Annotated in this window: 22 protein-coding genes and 1 pseudogene; 8 read left to right on the forward strand and 15 right to left on the reverse strand. The window is 49.4% G+C overall.

The window, feature by feature from the left end:
- Nucleotides 1-9: 9 nt before the first annotated feature.
- Nucleotides 10-561, forward strand: coding sequence for a DUF2569 family protein (locus tag J2X75_RS27680; RefSeq protein WP_310342395.1), 552 nt, complete (start codon nt 10-12; stop codon nt 559-561).
- 102 nt (nt 562-663) lie between these two features.
- On the opposite strand, the gene J2X75_RS27685 is transcribed toward J2X75_RS27680, so the two are convergent.
- The 14 genes and pseudogenes from J2X75_RS27685 to J2X75_RS27750 all read right to left on the reverse strand — a co-directional run bounded on the left by J2X75_RS27685 (nt 664) and on the right by J2X75_RS27750 (nt 11,747).
- Entirely contained in the window at nt 664-1,122 is a 459-nt protein-coding gene (locus tag J2X75_RS27685; protein ID WP_307538795.1) for a threonine/serine exporter family protein, read from the reverse strand.
- Between the two features lie 18 nt (nt 1,123-1,140).
- Nucleotides 1,141-1,902: a threonine/serine exporter family protein gene (locus tag J2X75_RS27690; RefSeq protein WP_310342452.1), complete on the reverse strand. Its 762-nt coding sequence runs from the start codon at nt 1,900-1,902 to the stop codon at nt 1,141-1,143.
- A 245-nt stretch (nt 1,903-2,147) separates the two neighbouring features.
- A complete protein-coding gene (locus J2X75_RS27695) occupies nt 2,148-2,453 on the reverse strand; it encodes a hypothetical protein (RefSeq protein WP_036610673.1) in 306 nt (101 codons plus the stop codon).
- 64 nt (nt 2,454-2,517) lie between these two features.
- Nucleotides 2,518-3,561, reverse strand: a complete 1,044-nt coding sequence (locus J2X75_RS27700) for a S66 family peptidase (protein WP_310342400.1) — start codon at nt 3,559-3,561, stop codon at nt 2,518-2,520.
- A gap of 97 nt (nt 3,562-3,658) precedes the next feature.
- Nucleotides 3,659-4,993: a DUF4179 domain-containing protein gene (locus J2X75_RS27705; RefSeq protein ID WP_310342403.1), complete on the reverse strand. Its 1,335-nt coding sequence runs from the start codon at nt 4,991-4,993 to the stop codon at nt 3,659-3,661.
- On the reverse strand, nt 4,990-5,505 hold the full coding sequence (locus tag J2X75_RS27710) for a sigma-70 family RNA polymerase sigma factor (RefSeq protein ID WP_310342406.1): 516 nt from the start codon (nt 5,503-5,505) through the stop codon (nt 4,990-4,992). The genes J2X75_RS27705 and J2X75_RS27710 overlap by 4 nt, the downstream gene beginning before the upstream one ends.
- Before the next feature lie 170 nt (nt 5,506-5,675).
- Complete coding sequence (locus J2X75_RS27715; RefSeq protein WP_310342408.1) at nt 5,676-6,203, reverse strand: ankyrin repeat domain-containing protein; 528 nt, start codon at nt 6,201-6,203, stop codon at nt 5,676-5,678.
- A 69-nt stretch (nt 6,204-6,272) separates the two neighbouring features.
- Nucleotides 6,273-7,142 (reverse strand): helix-turn-helix transcriptional regulator, encoded by an 870-nt coding sequence (locus tag J2X75_RS27720; protein ID WP_310342411.1) that lies wholly within the window; start codon nt 7,140-7,142, stop codon nt 6,273-6,275.
- 18 nt (nt 7,143-7,160) lie between these two features.
- On the reverse strand, nt 7,161-7,562 hold the full coding sequence (locus J2X75_RS27725; RefSeq protein WP_374954383.1) for an NUDIX domain-containing protein: 402 nt from the start codon (nt 7,560-7,562) through the stop codon (nt 7,161-7,163).
- Between the two features lie 210 nt (nt 7,563-7,772).
- Nucleotides 7,773-8,261: pseudogene (locus J2X75_RS27730) on the reverse strand (GNAT family N-acetyltransferase); the annotation flags it as partial.
- A gap of 150 nt (nt 8,262-8,411) precedes the next feature.
- Nucleotides 8,412-8,822: a flagellar basal body rod protein FlgB gene (gene flgB, locus J2X75_RS27735; protein ID WP_105597765.1), complete on the reverse strand. Its 411-nt coding sequence runs from the start codon at nt 8,820-8,822 to the stop codon at nt 8,412-8,414.
- Between the two features lie 184 nt (nt 8,823-9,006).
- On the reverse strand, nt 9,007-9,822 hold the full coding sequence (gene speD, locus J2X75_RS27740; protein WP_124113481.1) for an adenosylmethionine decarboxylase: 816 nt from the start codon (nt 9,820-9,822) through the stop codon (nt 9,007-9,009).
- A 138-nt stretch (nt 9,823-9,960) separates the two neighbouring features.
- The gene (locus tag J2X75_RS27745) at nt 9,961-10,539 is read right to left on the reverse strand and encodes an SLOG family protein (RefSeq protein WP_310342457.1); all 579 of its coding nucleotides are present in this window, start codon (nt 10,537-10,539) and stop codon (nt 9,961-9,963) included.
- Between the two features lie 59 nt (nt 10,540-10,598).
- A complete protein-coding gene (locus J2X75_RS27750; RefSeq protein WP_310342416.1) occupies nt 10,599-11,747 on the reverse strand; it encodes an RluA family pseudouridine synthase in 1,149 nt (382 codons plus the stop codon).
- 190 nt (nt 11,748-11,937) lie between these two features.
- On the opposite strand from J2X75_RS27750, the gene J2X75_RS27755 reads away from it, so the two are divergent.
- Nucleotides 11,938-12,345 carry a hypothetical protein gene (locus J2X75_RS27755; protein ID WP_091033422.1) on the forward strand — a complete coding sequence of 136 codons (408 nt, stop codon included), beginning with the start codon at nt 11,938-11,940 and terminating at the stop codon, nt 12,343-12,345.
- 224 nt (nt 12,346-12,569) lie between these two features.
- Here the strand turns inward: J2X75_RS27755 and J2X75_RS27760 are convergent, their stop codons facing one another.
- Nucleotides 12,570-13,280: a GT-D fold domain-containing glycosyltransferase gene (locus J2X75_RS27760; RefSeq protein ID WP_150366443.1), complete on the reverse strand. Its 711-nt coding sequence runs from the start codon at nt 13,278-13,280 to the stop codon at nt 12,570-12,572.
- A 319-nt stretch (nt 13,281-13,599) separates the two neighbouring features.
- On the opposite strand from J2X75_RS27760, the gene J2X75_RS27765 reads away from it, so the two are divergent.
- The 6 genes from J2X75_RS27765 to J2X75_RS27790 all read left to right on the forward strand — a co-directional run bounded on the left by J2X75_RS27765 (nt 13,600) and on the right by J2X75_RS27790 (nt 19,234).
- A complete protein-coding gene (locus tag J2X75_RS27765; RefSeq protein ID WP_310342421.1) occupies nt 13,600-14,289 on the forward strand; it encodes a glycosyltransferase in 690 nt (229 codons plus the stop codon).
- A gap of 18 nt (nt 14,290-14,307) precedes the next feature.
- Nucleotides 14,308-15,297 (forward strand): SDR family NAD(P)-dependent oxidoreductase, encoded by a 990-nt coding sequence (locus tag J2X75_RS27770; protein ID WP_310342424.1) that lies wholly within the window; start codon nt 14,308-14,310, stop codon nt 15,295-15,297.
- A gap of 34 nt (nt 15,298-15,331) precedes the next feature.
- Nucleotides 15,332-16,843, forward strand: coding sequence for a nucleotide sugar dehydrogenase (locus J2X75_RS27775; RefSeq protein ID WP_310342427.1), 1,512 nt, complete (start codon nt 15,332-15,334; stop codon nt 16,841-16,843).
- Nucleotides 16,830-17,576, forward strand: coding sequence for a class I SAM-dependent methyltransferase (locus tag J2X75_RS27780; protein ID WP_310342431.1), 747 nt, complete (start codon nt 16,830-16,832; stop codon nt 17,574-17,576). Before J2X75_RS27775 ends, J2X75_RS27780 begins: the two co-directional genes overlap by 14 nt.
- Before the next feature lie 321 nt (nt 17,577-17,897).
- The gene (locus tag J2X75_RS27785) at nt 17,898-18,026 is read left to right on the forward strand and encodes a hypothetical protein (RefSeq protein WP_310342434.1); all 129 of its coding nucleotides are present in this window, start codon (nt 17,898-17,900) and stop codon (nt 18,024-18,026) included.
- A 77-nt stretch (nt 18,027-18,103) separates the two neighbouring features.
- Entirely contained in the window at nt 18,104-19,234 is a 1,131-nt protein-coding gene (locus J2X75_RS27790) for a glycosyltransferase (protein ID WP_310342436.1), read from the forward strand.
- Nucleotides 19,235-19,514 lie beyond the last annotated feature (280 nt).

Below are 19,514 nucleotides of genomic sequence, written 5' to 3' on the forward strand. Positions count from 1 at the left end.
GAGGATGAAATGGAAGGTCAATACAGTAACTCGGATGCAGATACGGATATGAACGCACTGCAACCCAAAACTGGTGTCAGACCGGAACGGCCTGGTATCTCCGGATTAGGTGGATGGCTTATTTTAATCCAGATCAGTCTTTGGCTTGCCCTGGTGTTTCTCATCTCGGATGTATCGCAGGTGAATGTCATCATGGACCCTGCCAGATGGGAAGTCGGTCGTGGTGTCGATCCTCAGATCTACACGGAGATGATTCGTCCACTCCTGTGGTTTGGCTTCATAAGCAGTATCATTCTATTGGTGATCGTTATTGTGAATCTCATTCTTTTATATAAACGGAAGAGACAGTTTCCACGTATGATGGTGGTGATGTACGTGATGAATGTGATCATAGGCATCGTGACCTGGATTCTGATTGCGCGAAATGAAATCCCAAGAGAACAGCATGTGCTTGATGCAACTCCAGCTTTTCATCTGATCGTACGATCCATTCTGGTGTGTTGTATCTTCATTCCGTATTTCCTGAGGTCGGTACGTGTGAAGAATACGTTTGTGAAGTAAAAAGGATGAAATGGAATAGTAATACGTAAGGCTCGCTGGAATACAAGAGCTCATCCTGTATGCCAACGGGCCTTATATGTGCTGAATATGTAAAAAGAACGATTATTTCGATGATGATTTTGTCCGTAGTGAGGCAGGAATTCGGCGTATCATCTGGTTTAATACCTCGGATAACACCAGGCCTACGGCAATGGCGCCGGATAACATGAGTGCCTTGGCGGCCATCTCCATAGCGGCACTGTAGTCATTTTGCACAAAACTTCGCATCGCATTATACGCCAGTCCACCAGGTACCAGAGGAATGATGCCTGCGACGCTAAAGATGATAACGGGTGCGCGAAACATGCGAGAGAATACCTGGCTGATGACACCGACGGCAATGGTCGCTGCAAGTGTAGCAGGCACCGCATCCGCTGCATATTCAAGCACGATATAGATGATCCAGCCGATCATGCCGACAAATCCACCGTGGAACAGCATGCGCCGTGGTGCGTTGAAGATGATTCCAAACGCGGCTGAAGCGACAAAACTGGTTAAAGCCTGTTCGATAAAATGGAGCATATCCTGCATTCCTCCGTCTTACATAAAAAGTGAAAATACAACTGCAATGCCGGTACCTATGGCAAAAGCAGTCAGAAATGCTTCGGCTCCCTTGGATAATCCGGATACGAGGTGCCCAGCCATCAAGTCGCGTACAGCATTGGTAATCAGTAGCCCCGGAACCAGCGGCATAACCGAACCAATAATGATTTTGTCCCGTTCATGACCTACTCCCATGTAGATGAGGAAAAAAGCGAGCATGCCAATGACAAAGGATGCCGTAAGCTCGGCAAAGAATTTGACCCGCACCAACCGGTGAAAGGCAATAACGGCTGCATAACCTATGCCCCCGCAGATTAGCGCCGGAAGAAAGTCGCTCCAGCCCCCGCCAAACATAATGGTAAAACAACCACTGGATAACGCTGCGGCCGTAAGCTGCACAGCCGTTGAATAGGAGGAGGGCTTACCTTCGATCTGTACCAACAGATCATGAGCTTCCTGAGCGGATAGCTCACCTTGTCCGATGCGGCGGGAGACCGCATTCACCTCGGACACCTTGTCCAGATCCGTCGTACGCTCGGAGATACGAATCAGCTTGGCGGGTTCGGTTGCATCAACAGAGAAAAAGATGCCTGTCGGAACAACGTAACTGTGCGAATGGGGTAAACCAAGCGCAGCCGCCATACGTTTCATCGTATCTTCCACACGGTAGGTTTCACCACCGCTTTGCAGCATGATTTTGCCTGCGAGCAGACAGATTGCAATCACGCGGGATTGTTCAGTAGGGTTGCTGCCAATCATACCCGTCTCGGCTTGTGATACGGGTGATGAATCATGACGTATGTATTCCAACCGGATCAAGCTCCGTTTCATATGAGATATGGGGTGGTGCGACACCATTGTATCATATTTCACACGCTCGCAAGGAATCATACCGCACCATCGCCAAGACCATAAAAAAGCTTCGTTCCCAAGGCTTGAAGATCTCAGGAGCGAAGCTTCGTGGAACAGGTTCGGATATAAACGGATAAACATGAACAATACCACTACATCAACAGGGTGATAACCAACAATTCATACAGCACAAGCGGCAAAATCGTGGGTCCAAACAAGGCGCGCGGTTCAGGGTATCCATGCATCGGGGTAACCTGGAGATACAAAATCCCCCGGTCTGCACTGATGATGACACCTTCCCACACTTGCCCATCGATATTCTGAACTTGTACCTTCTTGCCTATATGCTGCCGGGCTGTATGATGAAGCATATTCCGCACACTTTGCACGGATTGAAGCATCGGTTGATTGGCTTGATACACGACACGCGTGGATGGCGTGGATGTGGATTCAGACATGATGCACAACCCTTCCTCAAAATAAGTTCTTACTTCAAGGTATGCATCTGCCTATAAAAGGTGATTACACAAACGCCATCTCCAGGTTCCCGCGTCCATTTTCATAAGCGACTTTGCCCAGTGCTCCATTCACAAAGGTTAACTGGGGCGGCATATGGCCGAGATCCACATCATACAGTACAGGAACATCCAGATCCCCAAGTGCAGAGGAGAGAGCATCAGAGAAATTGAAATCCGCTGTATCGGAATAACCGGCAGGTCGGCCAAACATGAATCCTTTCACACCTGCAAACCAGCCAGCCTGTCTCATCTGCCACAGATGACGGTAAATATCCCCTGCGTTCATCTCACAGCTCTCCAGATACCAGATGGTTCCTTCTTCTGCACAGTACTGATCCAAATACGATTGGACGGGTGCATACGGGGTGCCGATCAGACAGGTGATTGTATCCATACAGCCGCCGATCAGCCGACCGGAGAATGCCACAGCGGTGTCTGCATCTTCCGAGTGTCCGAGCTGTTTCCAGCGTGAGGGTGTGTCCAGGTTAAATCCAGGCAGGTCCATTTTCCATGCCGATTGATAATGTGTGGATGACGATTGTGTGATCTGTCCGCCGTATGCGGTCTGTAGAACGTCAATCCAGCGCGCAGTCACCGGATCGAGGGCGTTTGATCTTAGATCAACATAATTGGTGCCATGTGCTGATGCTGTTCCGGTGAGCAGGGTGTATGCGAACAGGAACGTACTGATATCCGAATATCCCATGACCCATTTGGGCGGCAATGTTCTCAAAGCTTCCCAATCCAGCAGGGGCAGGATATCCATGAGAAACTCCCCGCCCCATGGAGGGATAATGGCTTGAATAGTTGGATTGCGGAAAAATTTATTCATCTCTTCAGCGCGTTCTTCTTTGGAGGCACTCACACATTTGGTATTGTGGCGGAGCGACGGGCTTTCCATCACGCCAAAACCAAGGCGCTCCATGTTGCGTTTACTCTCCTCAAGGTAATGGTGCAGGGATTCGCCTACACCGCTGGAGGGTGCTGCCACACCGATCATGTTTCCTGCTACGAGTGGCTTCGGATAACGGATGGAACGTTGATTCATGACTAAACACACCTTCCCTATGAACATCATTGCTCGTAATAATGAATGTTTCCATTATATAGATTATTTGCGATAATCACAGCCTACTGGTAGAAAATTAAGGGTTCACCGGAATGTCCAATGAGAATGGTGACTTCACTTTCATGGGATAGGTGGAGATGTTCATCTTCACTTCTCCTTTTAATTTGGCTCCTTTTTCGACAGTAGAAGAAACAATCGTATGACTGTCATCCGTCCCATCTCCACTACTCCAACTGGAGCCAGGAACCTCATATGACTTCCCTGCACTGTCTGTAACGTTTCCGAAAGAGAGAACGAACCCACCGTCCATACTGCCAGCAACAGAAAAGTCGATAATTAGATCTTTGCCTTCAACCTTGCTGCCAACCATCTTCAATCCAGGAGGGCCACCTGTAATCTGGTGTGACTTCAGATCAAGGGAAAGAGCCAGATCCTTTTTATCCAATCCCGAGAAGCCAGATCCTTGCAATGTCAGCTTTTTCGGTATGGAGAAGTACATGCTTTCGAAGTAAATGGAACGTTCATCCTCACCTGTTGAGGTATCTGTTCTCCACGCGCGGCCTTGCTCATCAACCAGTTGAAGATCGCTGAGGCCAAATACCTTTTTGGTATTCTTTGGATCAAAATTCACATCAAGCACAAGACGTGTGGGATACAGAGTAGCCTGTTTCACATCAATACGCTGTCCATCCACTGTTAACGTCTGATTCACAGGAATGACTTTTTTCATGCCTTTGGTAAGATTCTTGTCTACCGGGAATGTTATTTTCCACTTTTCTGCACTCGTTGTATCTCTGGACTTAAACACGACGCTCAGCTCTTCAGGAGGAGAGGTTCCATCCGTGAAGATCACGTCTATCATATTCTCATTCACATTCTCGTCTGGAGAAGGTGTTGGATAAGCGTGAGTAAACGCAACAGGCAGATCTTTACCGTTCTCATCGAGCAAATCGATATCATAGTTGAATTTCTCGGGATCTTTCATACCTTTCATCGTGTAAAAAATGACCATACGTGACTCGTCTGTGATAATGCCATCAACGGTCAAGGAAGCACCATTATGCTCGTCGGTGACGCCGACCTTCTGCAAGAGGGATTGATCAATCGCCATCATTAATCCCTTGTCCTGGCGGATCATACTCACAATGCCTTCCATGCCGGGCAATTGCTCCACAAAGGACGCAAAAGCGGGAGAGACACGGATACATCCGGTAAACAGTAGGATGAGGGCCGCTGCCGAGATGGAACTCATGTACCAGCGCAGCCGGGACTTGCGTTTGCGGGCAGCCTGGCGGATTCCGGACTGCACAGCCTGATAGGCAGCATCCGGTACAGGCATAGTTTCATATTCCGTCTTGCGAGCATTCAGCCGTTCTTCCAATGTGTCAAATGATTTTTGTTCATCCGTCATGAGGATGCATCTCCTTTCGTTTCAAGTTGATCACGGAGCTGTCCGAGTGCCCGATGTAATCGGGATTTTACGGTTCCGGTCGGAATTTCGAGAATATCGGCAACTTCAGTTAAAGAGAAACCTTCGAAATAACTCAGAATAATAATCTGTTTGCAATCCCGGTCAAGAGTGGATACAGCGGCAGCAAGATCGGGGTCCGCAGGACGATCCCAGCTGCTGGATTCATGAATCTCGGTGACGGGACTGAACCGACTTTTGCGTTTGCGTTCGTCCGCACAGTAGTTGAGCAGTATGCGGATGAGCCAAGTGCCAAAGTAGGAGGGCTCTTTTAATTTTTTGAGTTTATGGAATGCCCTGAACGTTGATTCCTGAATCGCTTCGAGCGCATCACCTTCGTCATGCAGGTAGGCATAGGCGATACGGTACAGTTGGCTCTGATGTAATTCCATTAAGGCTGCAAAAGCCTCGGCATCCCCTTTTTGTGCGGCGATGGTGAGCTGAGTGGGGGTCACATGGCTCCTCCTTTCCTGGATATGTTGAGTATTAGACCATGTAAGGCGTCAAACGGTTCTTGTTTTCTGAAAAAAGGTATGTAATCGAATAACAAATAACCGTCAGACCTTCTCTTTGTACTCCAAAAAGAGTTCTGGCGGTTATTCAAGTTACTCACTCTAGCTGATCATTACTGCTGTTGCGTTGCAACGGCTGCTCGCAAACATGAAGCTGTAGACGTGTTACCACGTTCAAGTGCAATGTCCAGTGGGGTCTGACCCGCTGAGTTCAGCGCGTTTGGATCAGCTCCATGCTGAAGTAACATCTCGATAAGTTCGATCTGATCCGTATGAAATGCTGCGGAGTGCAGCGCATATTGTCCATCGCTGTCCAGAATATTCGTGGCTGCCCCGTGTTCGAGTAAAAGTTGGGTAACTTCTGGTGATCGTTCTCCGGCAAGTGCGGCATGCAGTGCAGTATTGGACGGAATAAAGGAAATCTTGGAATGAGAAAGGGCGTTAACATCGGCTCCATGCTCCAGAAGAAGACGAACTACTCCTGCTTGTCCATAATGAGAGGCATATCCCAGCGGAGTTAACCCATCCTGATTTTCAGTATTGATGAGTTCCGGGTGAGAAGCGAGCAATAATTGCAGGTTGGCCACATCTCCAGCCAGTGCAGCCTGAAATAGTTGATTCATCTGTTCTGCATGATTCATAAAGGAATACCTCCATCTGATGAGATAATGTAATTATAGATGTTACCCTTCAGAGGTTCTTCTTCATTATCACCTTTTTGCCCGCAGCTGGGAAGGAGAGCTATGGAAGCGTCTAGTGAATAATGAACTGAACGAACCGAGGCTTTCGAAGCCCACATCATAACAGATATTGGTGACAGACCTGTCCGAATCTAGCAAAAGCCGCTTCGCAGCCAATAGTCTGCATTCAGTCAGATAACGATGGGGTGAAGTGCCAAACAACTTTTTATAATTGCGTAGAAAATGATTCACGGATAGTTGTGCAGCCGATGCTGTCTGTTCCAGCGTTAACGGCTGATCATAGTAGGCGGAGATATACTCATGCCCGATATACACTCTTCGATACAACTCTTCTCGGGTTGAACGTCTGATCATATCCAGTTCGTTGATCTCTCGCTGAACGTTACGGTGTAGATCCAGCATGTGAACAGCAAGCTGATGAAGCTGCTCCGCTATTGCCCAGGAATCTAGCGTGTCCTGACTGTACAAATTCCGCAAATGATTCAGGGCTGCACCAAGCCGATTATCCATCGCGTATGTACGTTCTACCCACTCCATCTTGCTTGCGGATGAATAACTATACGGCTCATCAAGTAGCTGAAGATCACTGCTAATTAGATTCCGGCCGATCTCTTCCACATAACCGGGAGGGAAGAAGATACAGAAGGATTCAACTGGAGTAGATGAATCAATGTGAAGACTATATTCCTGGCCCTCATTCAGAAGCAGATAGTTCTCATTATTGACTGCGAAGTGACCGCGTCTCGCTTCATAGAGCGTTTTTCCGTTACGGAATGTTTTCAGTGATAGCGAGCCGCTGCCTTTCCAATCGAATTGGGAACTCGATTCATGCAGAATGAAGGGGACGGGTACAGGTCGAGGAAGAGGAATCTCCAACACTTGCAAGCACCTCCAAGCTTAATTCTGGTTATACAGCTTCTTCACAGCTTCCAGCCCAGGTACCGCAAAGCAAGCGAGTGGAGAGGGCAGATCATTCAATGGAAACCAGCCGATCTCACCGATGGCTCCGCCTTCTTCCAGATTACGAGCATGGCCGCCAATCACCTTGGTGGAATAGAGCACGGATATCCAATGTTCCTTCTGTTGTGGCTGGATCGTCTCCGCCGTACAGAGCAGACTGTCAATGGCGATATCCAGATTCACTTCCTCCTTGATTTCACGGATGACGGCAGTCTCCAGTGATTCGTAGGGATCGACTTTCCCGCCGGGAATACTCCAGGTGTGCTGCTCGGGCTGACGATTCCGCCAGGCGAGAAGCACTTCGCCCCGTTCATTGAGGATGACCGCACCTACGCCGATGCGAGGTGAAATTTCAGATTCACCTTTTGGATCTGAACTTAATTCCGACAGGGTCAGCGCAGCTTGTTCGTTCCCATTACGCTGTGAGAAACCACCCGCTACCCTTTCCCCAGATTCAGGAGTACGAGTAGACTGGAATGACAAGGGAAGCCCAGCCTGTGCGGACCATTCTTCGGCAAGGATACTCATCGAGATCAGGTCATAATGCATGCCATCCCGCAAAACTGCAGAACGCTGGCGACCCTCTTCCCGGAATCCGGCTTTCAGGTATGCGCGTCTCGCGGCTTCATTGTATTCGATGACTTCCAGCGCAATCCGGTTCAGGTTCAATTCATGGAAGCCATACCGAAGAATCAGAGCCAGAGCGTCGCTTCCGTATCCTTTCCCCCGATCATTTTCTTCCCCGATACCAATGGCCAGACGAGCGGAGCGATTGTTCCATTCAATCCGGTATAGGGCTGTGAATCCAATGAATCGGTTTCCCTCCAGTGTACGTAATGCAAATTCAAATCCGTTGTCTCGGCGGACAGAGGAGGACCCTGTCTCATCCGGCGTTAACGGGATCGCGATATCAGTATCCATGTTGCGCAAATATTCATAATCGTCTGTGAAGCGGGAGAGACGCATGCAATCTTCCGGGCATGGGGCCGCTAATCTGACTTTGGAACCTTGAAAACCATTTAAATGACGTGGAGACATGTTGCACCTCTTTTATACGATATGAAATCATTCGTTTCTTCCCATTATACTACGAACAGGAGAGGATACCGAAAAATGGCACCAAACGAGCTACACTCAGGGGAAAAGACCATAAAAAAAAGCAGCCATTTCGGGCTGCTTGTACATTCATTATTTCAGATCATTCAATAAATTCTTCATTTTTTTGTAATGTCCACTGACCCGATCAACCATGTAGTTGTACATGAGCTGGTTCTCCGAAAGATTCGCCATTTCCTTGTCAATGTCAACGTTATTGTTGTTATTGTTCATCGTTGTTTCGTTGTTCTCGACAATTCGGTACTGTACGATGGAAGAATGGGGATCACTGATAGGAAAGTGTTTGTCATGAGTCCGCTTCATGGCGAGCTGATCTGTTTTGCCATTTTCAACGATACGTCTAAGCTCTTCCTGAAACTCTACCGTTTTCTTTTTGTAGTTGGGCGTGTCTGCATTGGCAATGTTATTGGTGATGGCATTGTGTTGTGCAGTCAGTGCTTGTAACAGTGATTCGTTACGTCTTGTCGTATTCGTTTCGATCACGGGCTCAGTCTCCTTCACTGTAGATTGTACAGTTACTTCTATAATAAGAAATAAAGTTGCACACTGTCAACATAACAAAGAAAAAGACAAGTACATGCCGGAGGTCCCCCGAAAAGAAGAACCCTGCCTTCATGAAATCTTGTCTTAGACCTTGCCCTTATGGGATCAGCGTTGAACAACCTCTTTAAGAGGGACGATTAATATTTTTGCCGTAATAGATCTCGTCCATCTCCAGCTTCAGCCACTCCGTAATCTCCTGTTGTTCCTTCTTGCTAAGCTTATCTTTGGTGTACCCAAACAGATAATTGTCGAGATCGAATTCCCTCAGTTTACACTTGGTGTGAAAAATATTCTCCTGATAGACGTTCACGTCAATCATGTCAAAGCTGCTCTTGATCTCGTCCGGAATATAATTCTGAATCGAGCCGATCTCATGGTCAATGAACAGCTTGCGCCCGCTTGTATCCCGCGTAAAACCACGTACCCGGTAATCCATCGTCATAATGTCCGTATCAAATGAGTGAATCAGATAATTCAGCGCCTTAAGCGGTGAGATCTCACCGCAGGTGGAGACATCAATGTCCGCACGGAAAGTACTGATACCTTCACTAGGATGAAATTCAGGGTAGGTGTGCACAGTGATATGGCTTTTATCCAGCTGCATGACAACGTTATCGGGCAGAGGGCCGGGAGATTCATCGAGTGATTCCTCGGGGATCTCCACGATTGGACCCTCCGAGACAAGCATCGTAACACTCGCACCTTGAGGCACGTAATCCTGCTGGGCAACATTAAGAACGTGGGCTCCGATGATATCGGAGACGTTGTTCAGAATTTTACTCAGCCGGGCGGCGTTATACTGTTCATCAATATATTCAATGTAAGCTTCGCGTTCATCTTTGGTTTTGGTATAACAGATATCGTACATATTGAAGCTCAGCGACTTGGTCAGGTTGTTAAATCCATGCAGTTGAAGACGCTGCTCTGGCGTAATTGTCATGGTTGCAGTTCCCCTTATCCCATACGACATTTCATCGCAGTTATAATACTACTTATACCCAACCTGCCTCGAAAAAAAACATATGTACGTCATTCGAAATGTTATGCACCTCTGACGAACTATACTGAACACAATGAATCAGAATGAAGAATCGTCAAAGTCTATAACATCGTTCATGCGCTCATCCTCAGCTACAGATTGAATATCCTCTGAAGTGACGCTGATGATCGCATAATCCTCGTTCTGCTGTTTCTTCACGGCTTTTTCCTTTACAAAACGGGGACTGCCTTCCCCGGCATCTTCATCATAGACGAGCAGAAGACCGTCGCTTTTACGCAGCAACAGGTCATCCCGTGCAGTGAACTGCCACGGCCCGATATAAGGTTGATTGCTAATTGCACCGTAATAGTCCACACCCGAGAGGATGGAACGGTAATACTCCTGCTTGTCTTCTTTCCATTGCTCCTCCGGGTTCTGAAAGGCAGTGATGATCGACAGTTTCAGATGCGGATACGTCTTCTTCAGATCAATCACCACTTCGCAGGCCCACAGATCCACACCGTATTGTCCCGGCGTCAGCACCCATTCCAGACCATCCTCGACAAGAGGTGTGAGGCGGGAGGAGATGGCTTTTTTGATAAAAGGAATACCTTCATGCTTCTGTCCAAAAATCTGCAATTCATGTGCCCGGTAACCGGTGATCAACAGGTTTTTCAGTGTCCGTTCCTCCTTTCAGGCATAATCAATCGATCAGTCGATTCTATATAACGATGCAGTTATTTCGCAGGTGGAGTTTCTGCACGGAACGGATACAGGAATGGCTTCGGAATATCCGTTTCGAATGACATTAACTCATCCGTTGTGGGATGGATAAACGAGAGTATGCGTGCATGAAGTCCAAGACGGCCAAGGTCTCTTGTGCGTGCGCCGTATTTTCTGTCACCGGCAATCGGATGTCCGAGATCTTCCATATGCACACGAATCTGATTTTTACGCCCTGTCTCGAGACGCACTTCCAGCAGGGAGAACTCACGGTTCGACTTCAGACGTTTGTAATGTGTAATGGCGTGTTGTCCATCATTGGGCCGAGAGCTGGAGTACATTTTCAGCGTTTTGGTTTCCTTCAACCAGGAAGAGATTGTGCCTTCTTCTTTGGCTACTGCACCTTCAACAAGGGCAACGTAGACGCGGTCCTGCACATTTTCCTTCCAGTTGTTTTGCAGCTTCTGTTGTACTTCTTCACTTTTGGCAAACATCATCACACCCGACGTATCCCGATCCAGACGATGGACAACAAAGATCCGATTGAGCGGATTGGTGCGGCGTACATGCTCTGTCAGTTGGCGATAAGCCGTCAGGTCATCCGTCTTGTCAGCGGCAATGGACAACAGTCCGGCTTCCTTGCGGATCACAATGATATCATCGTCTTCATGCAAAATGTTAATACCCGTCAAGGATGGAGCAGCGACTGCACCTTCTTTTCGGATGTAGACAATCTGACCTGGCGTCAGCGCTTCATTAAACTTAGTTACGACCTTCTGATCCACGGATACCTGTCCACGACCCAGAATGGACTTCACTGCGTTCCGTCCTGATTTCAAATGCTGCAACAGAAAGTTCAACAGCTCATCCGGTTCGGTCACTTTGTACTGGCGTGGTGGTTCCTGCTTGCGATAGTAGGAATTGCCTGGTCGTTTGGATGCGCTGGCATTTTTGGGTTTGTTGCCTCCAGCTTTTTTGGGTGCACCCGATGATTTCGCGGCTATTGGCTTCTTATTCTCCTCCGTATTACGTGATGCGGAAGCACCTGATGTTTTGGCAGATGAGAAGTTGGACTTGCCGGACCGTGCTGAAGATGAACCTGTATAAGATTTCCCCTTGGCCGAGGCCGATGTCTTGCCTGTTGGACGTTTGCGTTTATTCATGAATAGTAATCTCCTTCTGAACAGCCTGTACCGCTTGTGTGCATACGATCCGTTCATTTTCGTTATGCAGTTCAATATACCATTAACAGTCGACAAATAAAAATAGGTTCATACAATCTGCTATACATCCAATCATAAGAGTAGTGAGATTCATAGGATAGGGTATCCCATAGCATTGGAGGTGTTACTCATGGGCGTGTTTCTCGATATGAGAACTTCGATGAACTCGGCAACCGTAGGACAGCCCGGTTTGTCACTGTCAGAATCCCCGGCAGCTTTCGGCACCATTGGTCTACAGACGCAGGGTGTGGTGAATCCCATTATTACGTTGAACGGGACAGTAGGTGTTACGGGAGAACTGGGAGATACCTTTGTTGTGGAGCTTGTGCGGGGTTTTTTATATGATCCTTTCTATATCATCTACCGTGCTGAAGGTACGATTGGACAGAACGGAGGTGCCGAATTCCATTCGTTCACAGCTCAGGATCTGTCTGCACCACCAGCATTGGAAAGTGTGTATACTTCGTTCATCTCGGGGGTGTCCACAGCGGTAAGAACGGGGCCGGAGATGTTATACGGTATTGCAGCCACCGGTTAGTAGTGAAAGGCGAAATATAACATGCAGAGTGCTTCGTCATCACTTCTTGACGGCAGATTTCGCTTCAGATCCCAGAAACCAGAAGTGCAAGACCTGTGTAGCGATATGTTTCGATTGGCGCTCAGCAAGAACCCCCCGGCTCAAGGAGTCGGGGGTTTTTGTCATACAAGCATATGCATGTTTCGCTGCAACTCACTGATTCGAGGATGAAGGTGTCCTGAAAATCAGTTGGCACGGCCTTTCAGAATGATGTTGTTGGCTTTGCCAAAGTCGATGGCGACTTTGCCGGCAAGTGCAGCTGTGCGCTCAGCAAGAACAACCGCGTTGACACCGCAGGAGAAGAGAGCGACATCAAAGGTATCTTGATTCGTCTGAATCCACTCGAGTGTTTCCTGCATGTGATCATAGCTGTCGAAGGGTAGCGCAGTCACGATGTTTAAATGATACGGCTCACGTTCGAGCGTGGCACGCAGTGGCTCGATCTCACGGGTAACGAGAAGCACACGCTTGCCTGCAAACATCCGCCAGAAACGCGGGTTTTGCGCCAGCTCCCGATTGACACAAGCATGACAAGTCAGTGGAGGGGAGATCCCAAAGTGTGCAAACACCATATCGGTCAGGGGTCTTTTGAGATAATCCGGAGCGTTAATCGTACTGTCACCACGGGGAAGAACGCCGACGATATCCGCCCGCTGCAAGGAAGCGGCAACTTCATCCCGTAGCTGCAGGTTGGGAAGGCTTAGTCCTTTTTGCCCTAGATTGGCTTTAATGGCCCAACGTTCCTGAAGGACCTGTTCCGTGGTCCACACGGTTTCTTGAGACATGACGATATTCTCGCCATCACCGACTCGAACAAGAGAGAGAGGACGCTGTTCAAGCAGCGCCGCTTCAAGCTGGTCAAGCACACCATCCATTTCAAGATAGATTGAATCCATTTCAGTGGTTGCCCCCTTTGAAAATTGAACTGCTCTATTCTATGTTTCGGCTGCAGCAATGTTATGTACGTTCGACCCGCAGGGCACCATCTTCAAGTGTATATCAATCTATTTCGTTGAAAATCAGTGCATTCGTCCGTACCGCTTCTATTAACATTTCATACCTTATAGAGTCGGCAGGATTGGCAAGCGAAACCCGGATGGATTTTCAACTACCAAACAGCCGGAACTTGTGTTTCGTATGAAAACGACTGTTGAAACTATGAAAATGGTCGGTATCCGCTGAAAGAAGATGGCAGAGTTCATGAGGAGGAATGTTATGTCCAGGAAAGTGGTTATTGAGATTAACTTCAACAATTATGGGCTCGACCCGCAGCGATTGACTAGAGAATGGCTGGAGCGGCGGATGAGCATTTTTCGCACATTTACATTGCACTGCCTGAAAGCTCAGACGAATCAGGATTTCCTGACGGTAGTGAAGTTGTCCAAGGAATCGGGAGAAGTGATGCAGGAGATTCTCGCGGAACAGGAGCCGCTGCCTGCCAACATTCGTTTTGGTACCCATATTGAGAGTGTGCGGGCGATTTTGGCATTTGCTGACGGGGCGGAGCACATCTATATTGCCCGTCTGGATTCGGATGACCTTTATCACCGGACTTTTGTACAGCAGCTATATGACGTGCAGCCACAGCCGCAGACGATGGCTCTGATTAACCAGAACGGCTATCTCTGGGATAGCGTGAACAACGAGATGGCACCTGCATTTCATCGTTCTCCGCAATTCTATGTCTACCTGTATAAAACAGCGGAGTACGCCTCCGGGTATCGGGTGAAGCTGCCGGGCCGAGGTACGCATGGCAATGTCATTGATCTGCCGCATGAGCTGCTGGCTCCGCGCAATTACGTGAATATCGTCCATTCGAGCAATACTTCGGTCAAAAAGGTACCAGCTAAAGACCGGTTAAGCCAAGATGAGATGGCAAAGGTATTACGCGAATTCATGATCTGATCAGGGAGGGGTATATGCATGATTAAAGGACAAACGATTCTGGTTACCGGGGGCACAGGCTCCTGGGGTCAAAAGCTGACCGAGGTGCTGCTGGAACAGGACCCGGCAGAGATTCGCCTCCTGTCTCGTAACGAATATGCCCAGATTGCGATGCAGCGTGAGTTCAACCATGACCCGCGTCTGCGATTCATCATTGGGGATATCCGGGATTATCGGGCAGTGGAAGATGCGTGCAAAGGCGTGGATGTACTCTTTCATCTGGCTGCGCTGAAGCATGTACCAGTGTGCGAGGACCAGCCGGATGAAGCGTTCAAGACGAATGTGATCGGGACGCAGAATATTATTCGGGCTGCAATTCGGATGCAGGTTCCCAAAGTCATTGATGTGTCCACCGATAAGGCGGTAGATCCGATTAACGTATATGGCATGACAAAGGCCTTGGGTGAAAAAATGATGATCCGTGCCAATTGGCTGAGTGAAGGTACCCGGTTTGTCTGCATCCGCGGCGGTAATGTGCTTGGAACCAGCGGTAGTGTCGTGCCTCTGTTCCGTCGTCAGATCGATGAAGGCAAGAGCCTGACCATTACGGACAAAGGCATGACCCGTTTTTTCCTGACACGTACCGAAGCTATACATTTACTTCTTAAGGCGGCTGAGGCGGCTGTGGGCGGGGAGACATTTGTGATGAAAATGAAAGCCTGCAAGATGACGGATCTGGCTTCCGTCATGTTGGAACAGGCAGGTCGTCCATCCTTCGATTATAAGGTGACGGGCATACGTCCAGGCGAGAAATTGCATGAAGTGCTGATCTCGCCCTTTGAAGCACCACGCACTCGTCAATACGATGCGCAGTATTATGTGATCCTGCCGGAGCACCCGGACAAGGGGCTGACAGATCAGTACAGCAGCCTGCCTCGTGTGAACTTCTCCGAGTATCGTTCGGACAGTGCCATGATGAACAAACCGGCGATTGCCCGGTTTTTGCGTGCAGGCGGCTATATCGACTAATCGAAGGGAGGCGGAACATTTGGAGGTGGAAGGGATGGAAGAGAAACATCAGCACGAGCAGCACGAAGGAAAAGAAGGGCCGCAGCAACATAATACACTTCAACACATCAATGACCGCTCCCTGAAGGCTGTTGTCATCGGTCTCGGTTATGTTGGTTTACCCATGGCCGTGGAGATGGCACAGGCAGGTTATCAGGTCCACGGGATTGACATCGATACCTCCAAGATAGCCAAGCTGAACGCCGGGCATTCGTATGTCATCGGTATAGAAGATGATGTCCTGCAGTCGCTTATGCAGACAGGACTATTCACGGCAAGTGACGATTATGCAGCAGTGGCGCAGGCGAATGTGATTGTAATCTGTGTACCCACTCCGCTGACCGCCGAGCATCAACCGGATATCTCTTATATCTCGGCAGCGGTGGATGGTATGACTCCATATCTGCTGGAAGGCAGCCTTGTTATATTGGAAAGCACGACCTATCCGGGCACGACGGAGGAACGCGTGAAACAACCGATTGAAGCGGCAAACGGCTGGCGAGCTGGAGAAGAGTTCTTCGTCTGTTATTCTCCGGAGCGGGTAGATCCGGGCAGTGTGCATTATGGTGTGAAAAATACCCCGAAGATTATTGGCGGCTCCACACCCGCCTGTCTGAATTATGGTAAACAGTTCTACGGCTCGTTCCTCAACGAAGTTGTTCCGGTCAGTTCAACAACGGTGGCGGAGACCGCAAAGCTGTTCGAAAATACATTCCGCAGTGTCAACATTGCCCTTGTGAACGAGCTGACCCCAGCCTGTGAACAGATGGGGGTAAACATCTGGGAGGTGCTGAATGCGGCGGCGACCAAGCCGTTTGGTTATATGCCATTCTATCCGGGTCCAGGCATCGGTGGGCACTGTATCCCGATCGATCCGATCTATCTGTCCTGGGCGGCAAACCGTCAGGGATCGGAGCTGCAATTCATCCGGCTGGCCGATGCAACCAATCGGCAAATGCCAGAGAAAGTGGTGAAGCGTGCAGCGGAGTTGCTGGAACAGAAGGGGATAACTATGCGGGGCGCGCGTGTTGTACTGGCGGGTATGGCTTACAAAAAGGACATTGACGACTTGCGCGAATCACCAGCACTGGACGTCTTCCGGCTGCTGAGCGCTGCGGGTGCAGAAGTGGTTTTCACCGATCCGATGGTGCCTGTCTTCCGCAAGGATGACGGTACGATGCTCCAGTCTCGGCCTGCTGTGCCGGAATTGTGGACATGGGCTGATCTGGTAATCATCACCACGGATCATTCGGGATTTGATTATCAGGAGATGGCAGATCAGGCGAAGCTGATCTTCGATACACGTAACGCCACTGCCGGATGCCGCGGGGGAAATATTGTGGTGCTGGGCCAGCCTGTACGGCCTGAGGTGAAGGGCGTTCGTGAGCAACAGGAGATCGTAGCATGGGTAGGACAAAAAGAAACGGCAGTCGAGGATACTGCAGCTCACCATGAAGTTGCCATCGATCCCGACAAGGATCAGGGAGATGCCCATGGCAAATCATGATCGTGTAAGTGAGCGCTACTATGGCGAGATTAACTCGGAAGATTCTCATGAAGCGACGAGAACACGTATCCACTGGATGTGCCGTGAAGCGACAGGCAAACGTATCCTGGATGTTGGGTGCAGTCAGGGCATTACGTCAATTCTGCTGGGCCGTGAAGGATTTCGTGTCACTGGCATTGATTTGGAGGAAGAGAGCATTAAGTATGCACAAGAAGAGCTTGCCAAAGAATCCAGGCCCGTCAGGAACAATGTGGATTTTCGGATGCTGGATATTACGCAATGGAAAGTCAGAACGACTTTTGACACGGTACTGCTTGGAGAAGTGTTGGAGCATTTTGCTCATCCAGAGACGTTATTGATTCAGATTCATCGGCTGTTGCAAGAAGAGGGGACGCTGGTTGTAACCGTGCCATATGGATATCATCCGTTCTATGATCACAAGCAGACCTTCTATGCAGGAAATCTGGCGATGTGTCTAATGCCCTATTTCGAAGTCTTGAAACTGGAAGTTCATCATAAATATCTATGTTGCGTGGCCCGCAGACGGCGGAGAACACAGCTGCATATGTCGCCAACGTTAGATCAACTGATGGAGTGGATGGAGCTGGATCATGCGCATTTTGCCGAGGTGGAACAACAGCATCTCCGCGTAATGAAACAGCGCAAGAAGGCACTGGACAGTGCGGTGGAGCAGGTGAAACGGCTTCGCCGTCAGGAGAGTGGGGAAGGGTAGCAGTGAAGGTAGGGACAGGGACAGCGGCAAGGGTAGGGTTAGGGCCACAAGAGCATCTTTTATCCCTCCCTGTTGTTTAGTGTGACGGCAGAGCTAGAGCTATTCTATATTCTAACGAATCTCACACGCCTTATTTCGATGATTAGATGAGATGAGAAATGTAACGAATCTCAGCGACGCTATTTCATCCGAAAGCTGCGATAAACGACGAATGGATGCCAAAAATGCGGAAATAGTGTGCGTCAGATTCATTACATTATCCAAGTGGCTGAAATACACCATATAGCGTTACCTCAGTTCGTTAGCCACAGTGTAAATGAAATGAAGTCTTTATTGGACTTTGAGATTTGGAAAAATGAGCGTGTGAAAGCAGCCGCTTGTAGTGGTAGTGCTGATGATCTTGGATTACAAGTTACTCGCAAGTTTGAAGAGGATATTGGAGTGGCTTAGTACCCGTACCTAGCCAATGAAGAACAGACCCGTTATGACATTTTGCAATACGCGTACGACAGGAAGGGGCTCAAAACGTGATCACCATCAGTCTGTGCATGATTGTGAAGAACGAGGAACGCACGCTAGCGCGCTGTCTCGACTCGGTTGCTGGCATCGCCGACGAGATCGTCATTGTGGATACCGGTTCATCAGATCGCACGATGGACATTGCTGCGCAGTACACCAACCAGGTCTACACGTATGAATGGGAGGAAGACTTTGCCGCAGCGCGGAATGAGTCATTCGCCAAGGCCACGCAGGAGTATATTCTGTGGCTGGATGCGGATGATGTGCTGCTGCCCGCGGAACGGGCGAAGCTGGAGGTGTTGAAGCAGCAGCTTCCGTCCGGGGGGAAGACGGAAGCTGTGATCTTGAACTACACGCTGGCCGAGGGAGCGGAGGGGAGTCCGCTTGTGACGGACCGACGCCTTCGCCTGGTCAAGCGGGATGCCGGGTGCCGCTGGCATGGCCGGCTGCACGAGCAGCTTAGCTTCCCGCGGGGCGAGGTCATTACGGCAGACATTGCCGTCACGCATCGCCGCGAAGCGGGACATCATTCGGCGCGAAACGTGCGCATTCTGCGCAAATGGATCGCCGAAGAGGGCATAGCCCAAGGCCGCCTGCTGTTTTATTATGCAGGCGAATGTTATGACCGCCAGCGTTATGCGGCGGCGGCACGCGGATACACAAAGCTGCTGGAACAGCCAAGCGGTTACCGCGAGGACTGCCTGATTGCCTGCGCGCGGCTGGCAGAATGTTATGAACGACTGGGTGAGCCGGGCCGCAAGCTCGGCGCATTGCTGCAGTCATTCCAATACGACCTGCCGCATGCCGATTTCTGCTGCGCCATTGCGGCCTGCTTCCATGAACGGCAGGAGCCCGTCTCTGCGATCTATTGGTATATGCAGGCGGTGGACGTGAGCAGCCGCGATCCGGGTCTTCGTCCGGTGCCTGTGGCCTGCCGTACATGGTTGCCACATGCTCGTTTATCCCTTTGTTATGCTCATCTAGGCAACTGGGAGCAAGCATTGATGCATAACACCAAAGCCCGTGAGTATTTGCCCAACGATCCAGGACTGCTTGCCAATCGACAGAAGCTCGAAGTAGTGGTGCGCAAAGAGATGAAGGAGCGGGAAGAACGTGGTGAAGAGTCACCTCGTAAGTAGGGAGACGAACTGGGGCAGATGAGGACAGAAACGTTTGAAGCGGGAAGAAGGAAGTAAGGCAAATAAATTGAAGCAGAAGTGAGAGGGCAACAAAAACGAATCGTTGCTGTAGGGTGCGATAGGACGGATCAGTGTGAAAATAAGGGTTGAGTGGAAATAGAGTGTAAGGCACAATTGTGAGCAGAAGCAGAAGCAGAAGCAGAAGCAGAAGCAGAAGCAGAAGCAGAAGCAGAAGCAGAAGCAGAAGCAGAAGCAGAAGCAGAAGCAGAAGCAGAAGCAG

The sequence above is a fragment of the Paenibacillus sp. 2003 genome (assembly GCF_031455635.1).
In the GTDB taxonomy this organism is placed as follows: Bacteria; Bacillota; Bacilli; order Paenibacillales; family Paenibacillaceae; genus Paenibacillus; species Paenibacillus amylolyticus_B.

Excerpts from the sequence above, each read along its gene's own strand:
- J2X75_RS27765 (WP_310342421.1), top strand. The coding sequence starts at position 13,600 with ATGTCCAGGAAAGTGGTTATTGAGATTAACTTCAACAATTATGGGCTC.
- J2X75_RS27715 (WP_310342408.1), bottom strand. The coding sequence starts at position 6,203 with ATGAATCATGCAGAACAGATGAATCAACTATTTCAGGCTGCACTGGCT.
- J2X75_RS27700 (WP_310342400.1), bottom strand. The coding sequence starts at position 3,561 with ATGAATCAACGTTCCATCCGTTATCCGAAGCCACTCGTAGCAGGAAAC.
- J2X75_RS27755 (WP_091033422.1), top strand. The coding sequence starts at position 11,938 with ATGGGCGTGTTTCTCGATATGAGAACTTCGATGAACTCGGCAACCGTA.
- J2X75_RS27775 (WP_310342427.1), top strand. The coding sequence starts at position 15,332 with ATGGAAGAGAAACATCAGCACGAGCAGCACGAAGGAAAAGAAGGGCCG.
- J2X75_RS27750 (WP_310342416.1), bottom strand. The coding sequence starts at position 11,747 with ATGAATAAACGCAAACGTCCAACAGGCAAGACATCGGCCTCGGCCAAG.
- J2X75_RS27780 (WP_310342431.1), top strand. The coding sequence starts at position 16,830 with ATGGCAAATCATGATCGTGTAAGTGAGCGCTACTATGGCGAGATTAAC.
- J2X75_RS27770 (WP_310342424.1), top strand. The coding sequence starts at position 14,308 with ATGATTAAAGGACAAACGATTCTGGTTACCGGGGGCACAGGCTCCTGG.
- J2X75_RS27785 (WP_310342434.1), top strand. The coding sequence starts at position 17,898 with ATGAAGTCTTTATTGGACTTTGAGATTTGGAAAAATGAGCGTGTGAAA.
- J2X75_RS27680 (WP_310342395.1), top strand. The coding sequence starts at position 10 with ATGGAAGGTCAATACAGTAACTCGGATGCAGATACGGATATGAACGCA.
- J2X75_RS27760 (WP_150366443.1), bottom strand. The coding sequence starts at position 13,280 with ATGGATTCAATCTATCTTGAAATGGATGGTGTGCTTGACCAGCTTGAA.
- J2X75_RS27690 (WP_310342452.1), bottom strand. The coding sequence starts at position 1,902 with ATGATTGGCAGCAACCCTACTGAACAATCCCGCGTGATTGCAATCTGT.
- J2X75_RS27695 (WP_036610673.1), bottom strand. The coding sequence starts at position 2,453 with ATGTCTGAATCCACATCCACGCCATCCACGCGTGTCGTGTATCAAGCC.
- speD (WP_124113481.1), bottom strand. The coding sequence starts at position 9,822 with ATGACAATTACGCCAGAGCAGCGTCTTCAACTGCATGGATTTAACAAC.
- J2X75_RS27685 (WP_307538795.1), bottom strand. The coding sequence starts at position 1,122 with ATGCTCCATTTTATCGAACAGGCTTTAACCAGTTTTGTCGCTTCAGCC.
- J2X75_RS27705 (WP_310342403.1), bottom strand. The coding sequence starts at position 4,993 with ATGACGGATGAACAAAAATCATTTGACACATTGGAAGAACGGCTGAAT.